Below are 5,889 nucleotides of genomic sequence, written 5' to 3'. Positions count from 1 at the left end.
GAACAGCTGGCTCACGTGAATGCCAGCGGCACGCGCGACCTCGGATGAGGAAACGCCAGGCTCGAACGACGCCGCGACAAGCCGCTCCTTCTCCTCGCGAGACCRCCGGCGCCGACGCTCGACAGATGTGATCACCTCGACGCGAGACGAAGTCATAGGGCTACTCCTAGGATTATCCCTAGGACTTCAGCCCTTCCTCAGCGCCAAACAAGGCGGCCATCCCCGGAGGCGTACGGTGATGCGGACGGGCCGCGTTTCCGGTTTGAGTTCGGGAATCGCGATCGGATCTCTCCTTCTGTGGCTTTACACCGGAAATTTATCGCGACCGTTCGGGCTTCAAGAGCGCACAGGGTGAGGCGCTCAGGCTATGGCTGCCTAGAAGATAAGGTTGCGGGGGACCGTGACGTAGACGGCGAGCGCGATGATTAGAAGCAGCGCCGCAATCCAGATCCACCCGTCAATGCCCGGAAATCCCAGCTTTTTCAGGGGCACCTGTTCTTCGGAGTGCAGGCAACGCTGCATCAGCCCACGGTGTTCCGGCGGTTTCCAAGGGGCAGGTGGCTGGCGGGCGTGGCACCGGCCTGAAGAGCTGAAGCTGGCCGGCCATTTTGCGTCTGGCACCGCGGATTCGGGAAAAGACAGAAAACAAGTATGTCAGTTGGACGAGCAGTCGTTAGCAGCCGGAGCATCCTTGCCCGCTTTCCGGCCAAAGAACACCCATCGGTGCTCCGAGACTTGCGTGACGAAAATGATCATCGCCACCCCATCCTCGAATTCGAGATGGAACGTTTCCTCGAAAATGAGGAAATCCGTTTCCATTGGCTGGCTATATAAGCGACCCGCCCGTCCGGTGTGTCCGGTTTCCACGTACTCATAGGTTACCATCAGGCGCAAACCGCCTTTGTCCACCAACACGCCTTTCCCGGTGACCATCGGGCTTCGCTTCAATGCGAGATGGGAAAGCCGGGCCATGGCGCATCAGCAACGGGACCAGACAGCTGACTGCCAACCGTTGATTGCTCCTGAATATAGCGGCTCCGCGCAGCTGCCGTATCCGCCTCGCGCTCGTTCGCTAGCCAGGCGAAATATTCGTCGAGGTGAATGGTGACAATTTTTACTGCGCACCCTTGCGCCAGCAACTGGCGCATGTTGCGAAACGCATTGTCGAGCCATGCGGCATAGGTATCCGGCAGGCATGCGGCTTGGCTCATGCGCCGCAACTTCTGAAAGTCTTGGCGCTCGTACCAGGGGACGAGGAGCACGGTGGTCGGGTCGACGTGCTTCACGACGATCTCCTTTTCCTCTCATTCGGTCAATGAACCATGGCCGTTCCCATTCGCTCATTAACATTCGTTAATTCGTGACTGAGAAACGGCAGGCGTTCTTCGTCGGAGAAGCAACGCTCGGAATATCGAAATATCGGAGATGCCCGTCCGTCTCGTGAGCCGCATGAACGACGTACAGAAGCGAGGGCTGGCAAGGCTCATGCTTCGCCGCCCGCAAACACCGCTCAATATTGCCGGCTGGGGAAATTGACGATGCGGTTAGTCAGGCTTGCTAAGGGGATGAAGCCAAACCTACATCACAAGCGCCGCAGCGCGCGCAAGTTCGGCCACGGCCCCTCATTCCCGAATCGACCGCTCGCCCATTGTTGAAAGAGGAATTGCTCGATCTTTCTTAGAGATCCGGCATCTTCTGTGAAGGATTTGGCTCGCTAGCCGGATCTCGCCAGTGGCCCGAAAGGGTTAAACTGACGCTATAGATTATTTCACCCAATTCACCTCTTACAGAGACGACAAACCTTCTATGGTCCCCGTCTGGTATTCCATCGCGCGCCATATCGGGTAACGCCCGCAGAGCTTCATGCCGGGCCATTTTGGCATCGTCCAGCTCGATGCCGTCTTCATCGATAATGGTCGAATCACCATCTGAGCTGTCAAAGTAATAGCGCGTCATGTTTCCACAATCCGGCAGCCCTCATCCGGTTCCCTCAGCGCGGCTCCGGAGTGAGCTGTAGGTAAATCGGGTCGAAATCCGAAAATTCAGCCAAACGTTGAAAATCCGGAATCTCGACGGACGACTGCTGCCAGGACAGCAGACCCTCGTTCCGCAGATTCTTCAGGCTCCGGTTCACATGGACCATGGAAAGCCCCAGCACGTCGGCCAACTGAGCCTGGGTAAGAGGCAATTCAATACGACCCTCCCCAACGAGACCCACGGTCTCCAAGCGGCTGTACAGCTCGCAGATGAGGTGAGCGAGATTTTGGGGTGCTGACCTGCGTCCGATGGAAAGTACTCGTTCGCGCAAAATGGCGGCATCGATCAGTGTGAGCAGCCATAGCAGCCGTCCGAGGTGCGGAGCGGATGCGATAAGATTGTACACCGCCGTATGGGGAATAAACATGGTTTCACAATCGGTCATCGCCACGACCGAATGATCCATTTGTTTGAGAAGAAGGCCGTGTAGATCGACAAAATCCCCAGGCACCTGCAACAATGCGACTTGTCGTCGACCGTCTTTCAAAAAGAGCTCTCGGCCCGTAATGCCTGACAGTACGAGGCAGCTATGGGTCGGCCGAGAAAATACGGAAACGATCTCCTCGCCCCTGCCATATTTTCGCTGATAAAAAGGCAGGGCCCCAAGCAACGTTCGCTCCTCGGTATCGAGTTTGTCTCGTTGAGCAAGGGCCGAGATGAGCGGATCGATCCTGGCCATCCGACGACCTCTGAGCTTGTTTTACGCCTGAACAATCGTCTCTGCCTTTGCTTGGCGAGCGGGCGGRGCATTGCCTTCCTTGGTAACTTTGACGACGCCCAGAAGTTCACTCTGCGAATCCAGCTCCGGCGACCACCAGGTCGGTGATGAGAATTAACGAGGGGCGATCGACGAGCCTCGGGTAGGGCATTGCAGTCATGCGGGGAACCGTTGGGGGTGTCTCGAGGGGCCGCGACCGCTGGCTCGGGTTCAAGCTCGAGGAACCCCGAGACCGAACACGACGCTACTACCGGATGAGACGCTTTGCATGGCATGCAACCCGGTTATGAAGCTTGGCAGTAATATAGCCAAAAAAGCATTTTAATACAAAGATTTGATAGGATTTATGCGGCTAGCTCGAAGTGGAATTTTCGTCGGAACACTGCTCGATAATTGTCGTTGAGCGGTCAGTGGATGGGGACGACATCCACCATTTGAAAATCCAAAGGAGATCCAAAATGGCAAACCAGTCAGGTCGAGGCTTTGCGTCCATGGACGACAACAAGCAGCGGTGGAAACCGCCAACAGTCTGAAGAAAAAGAGGGCCGCGAAGGCCAGCAAGGCAGCGAAGGAAGTCGGTCCGGAAACTTTGCAGACGATCCGGAGCGCGCGTCTGAAGCCGGACGAAAGGGCGGTCAGAGCTAAGGGCGGGCTCGAGACGAAAAAACCGAGGCGGATCGCTTCGACCCGCCTCTTCGTCTCAGGGCGGGCGAGCAGGCGTCAGAACTGGGTTTGGAGCCGGGTAAGCGGCGCCGGAAACGGCAAAACGGCGAAGCGGCTGCCCGGGCCGGACTGCCCGTGCGTTGTGCGCCGTCGGAGCAGCTCCTCGCGCAGGGCGCGTCGAGCCTCGCGTTTGAAGATGTTGATGCTGCTACCAAAGGTTCTTGCCGTCGATGACAGTCACCGGCCAATCGGCCGCCTCGAAATTGTCAAAGAGGCGGGCATTTACCGCGGTCCTCCTTGTCTGGCCATCCCAGCTCCCGTCCTTTTCGAACGCCGGGCTGCACTGCAGAAGTGGTGCGCGACCTGCTTCGTGTTCCAGCGATAAATGCCGTCACTATCGGCTTGCTTCACCGTCACCTGGCGCGGTTCGAAATAGGCGTAGAGATGGCCGCGTTTTGAGCAAAAGGAGCAAGTGCAGCGCGTCAGGGACGCTGGCATCTCGCCATTGACTTCGATCAAGGTGCGCTCGCAGTGGCATCTGGCGATCAGGGGCATGCGGCTTCTCCCACGTTTCAGTAAAACTGATGGTGCGAAGCAACGGTTCCCTTGCCAATCGACCGACGGCACGGTGCACGACATTCCGATGAACGAACTCGCGGGGCCGGGTTCAGGATGACATTTGCGGGAACCAATCCTAGAGTTGGCAGCCGGGTGACGAAGACCCCGTAGTTGCACGCCACCTTAGAGCTGGCCCTACGGGGTTCCGGTGGTGGTATCCAACGTCCGCCGGGCTACAGGGCGGCGGTTTTGAATGACGGCTCCGTCACCCAATGTCTCCTGGCTTTGGGCTCTTGGGAATCGCGGTTGCCAGGTAAGCATCAGAGGCGAGTAAGGCGGCCTCGACCATGGGGCGCACGAAAGCCCGGATGTCGTGCCTCCACTCTTCGGATGACTGTTCCCACTGGAATTGCCGCTTCTCGCGGGCGTTCTCATGGAAGGCTCTCGCAGCCGCCTCGACCGCGAGTTCGGTGCGTTCGTCAGGCATAATTTCTGCTCCATTTCATAGTGGAACGGGTCGGGCACGGCGACTACCTAGCGGAGCCAATACCAGAGCGCACGACGCCGAACCCAAATGGTGCCCGTGCCAGCAATTGCTATCCAAGAGGCTCCCTGTCCGGGCGGATCCCTGTGCAGCCTAAATGGCTCAATTTCGCGAAGGACGTGTCTAGGCCCTTCTGGCGGATCATGAAACCACCTGAAGGGCACCGGCTACATCGCCACCACCGCTCCCCAATACGACCGTTTTGATCCCGGGATCTTCAGCGGAGGCCGCGCCATGAGCGGCGCGGGACCGCTATGGTGGTGGCGGCGGCGCCAGCAGGGCGAGCGGGCTTGGCACCTCGCGCAGCGTCCTGAGTGCGACGCGGGTATAGATGGCGGTGGTGTCGAGCTTCCTGTGGCCGAGCAGGACCTGGATCACGCGGATATCGGTCTTCCGTTCCAGCAGATGCGTCGCGAAGCTGTGCCGCAGCGTGTGCATCGAGACCCGCTTGTCGAGCCTCGCCGCCTCGGCCGCGGCATGGCAGGCCCGGTTGAGCTGKCGCGTCGTGATCGGCTGGCCCGGCTGCTGGCCGGGGAAGAGCCAGCCGCGCGGCCGCTTCATCCGCCACSATTGCCGCAGCAGAKCGAGCAGGTCGGGCGCCAGCATGACATAGCGGTCCTTGCGGCCCTTGCCCTGCTCGACCCGGATCAGCATGCGGGCGCTGTCGATGTCGGCGACCTTGAGGTGGGCGATCTCGGAGACGCGCAGGCCGCAGCCATAGGCGATGCTGAGCGCGGCGCGGCCCTTGAGGTTCGGCGCGTGGGCGAGCAGCAGCGCGACCTCTTCGGTCCCCAGCACCACCGGCAGGCGCTCCGGCGTCGGGATCCGCGCCATGCGGTCACCGAAGCCGGCCCGGCCGAGCGTGATGTGGAAGAAGAAGCGCAGCGCGGTGCAGGCCAGGTTCATCCGGGCGTAGCTTGCCCCCAGCGAGGCCAGATGGAGCTGGTAGCGCCGCAGATCCTCCGGCTCGGCCCGATCCGGCGGCAGGCCGAGGAAGGCCGTGAACGCGCGGACCTGCCGGACATAGTCGCGCTGCGTGTGCTCGCCGAACTGGCGGATCGTCATGTCCTCGATCATCCGCTGGCGCAGCGGGCTGACGGTGACGGGATCGGTCATGGAGGCCTCCAAGGATCAGGGAAACGACCCCGAAATCCTCGGATGCAGCGCCTCACATGCGAAATCTCAGCGATGCACGCGACGAAGCGCCCTGCCGCGAGAGCGGCTTAGAAGCTATGGGCGGCGCAACGAGGCCGGTACCATCGTTGCCGCAATCAGCGATGGAGCACCTTTATGGCACACAGCATCGATGCGAGCAGATGTTCGATTTCACTTGATCAAGGCGCGACCCTGGTCGCCGTGATCGAGATGG

Annotated in this window: 8 protein-coding genes; 1 reads left to right on the top strand and 7 read right to left on the bottom strand. The window is 60.0% G+C overall.

Translation table 11 applies throughout. From position 1 onward, the window contains the following. From AC1D34_RS34035 to AC1D34_RS34015, 5 genes are all read right to left on the bottom strand, one after another. On the bottom strand, window positions 1-156 hold a 156-nt coding region (locus AC1D34_RS34035), incomplete at its 3' end, for a transposase (protein WP_476826623.1). 498 nt (window positions 157-654) lie between these two features. Further along, the gene (locus tag AC1D34_RS34030) at window positions 655-933 is read right to left on the bottom strand and encodes a hypothetical protein (protein WP_476826622.1); all 279 of its coding nucleotides are present in this window, start codon (window positions 931-933) and stop codon (window positions 655-657) included. An 11-nt stretch (window positions 934-944) separates the two neighbouring features. After that, window positions 945-1,286 carry a hypothetical protein gene (locus AC1D34_RS34025; RefSeq protein ID WP_476826621.1) on the bottom strand — a complete coding sequence of 114 codons (342 nt, stop codon included), beginning with the start codon at window positions 1,284-1,286 and terminating at the stop codon, window positions 945-947. 391 nt (window positions 1,287-1,677) lie between these two features. Beyond that, window positions 1,678-1,956 (bottom strand): DUF6894 family protein, encoded by a 279-nt coding sequence (locus tag AC1D34_RS34020; RefSeq protein ID WP_476826620.1) that lies wholly within the window; start codon window positions 1,954-1,956, stop codon window positions 1,678-1,680. Window positions 1,957-1,990: 34 nt separating this feature from the next. After that, window positions 1,991-2,716 (bottom strand): Crp/Fnr family transcriptional regulator, encoded by a 726-nt coding sequence (locus AC1D34_RS34015; RefSeq protein WP_476826619.1) that lies wholly within the window; start codon window positions 2,714-2,716, stop codon window positions 1,991-1,993. A 522-nt stretch (window positions 2,717-3,238) separates the two neighbouring features. Here AC1D34_RS34015 and AC1D34_RS34010 point away from each other — a divergent pair. Beyond that, window positions 3,239-3,400, top strand: a complete 162-nt coding sequence (locus AC1D34_RS34010; RefSeq protein ID WP_476826618.1) for a KGG domain-containing protein — start codon at window positions 3,239-3,241, stop codon at window positions 3,398-3,400. An 841-nt stretch (window positions 3,401-4,241) separates the two neighbouring features. On the opposite strand, the gene AC1D34_RS34005 is transcribed toward AC1D34_RS34010, so the two are convergent. Then, the gene (locus AC1D34_RS34005; RefSeq protein ID WP_476826617.1) at window positions 4,242-4,463 is read right to left on the bottom strand and encodes a hypothetical protein; all 222 of its coding nucleotides are present in this window, start codon (window positions 4,461-4,463) and stop codon (window positions 4,242-4,244) included. Window positions 4,464-4,772: 309 nt separating this feature from the next. Continuing rightward, entirely contained in the window at window positions 4,773-5,636 is an 864-nt protein-coding gene (locus AC1D34_RS34000) for a tyrosine-type recombinase/integrase (protein ID WP_476826616.1), read from the bottom strand. Between the last annotated feature and the right edge of the window lie 253 nt (window positions 5,637-5,889).

It is taken from the genome of Allobosea sp. P1_A7 (genome assembly GCF_056406775.1).
Note: the sequence above shows the minus strand (reverse complement) of the source record. Positions and strands in the feature narration are given on the sequence as shown.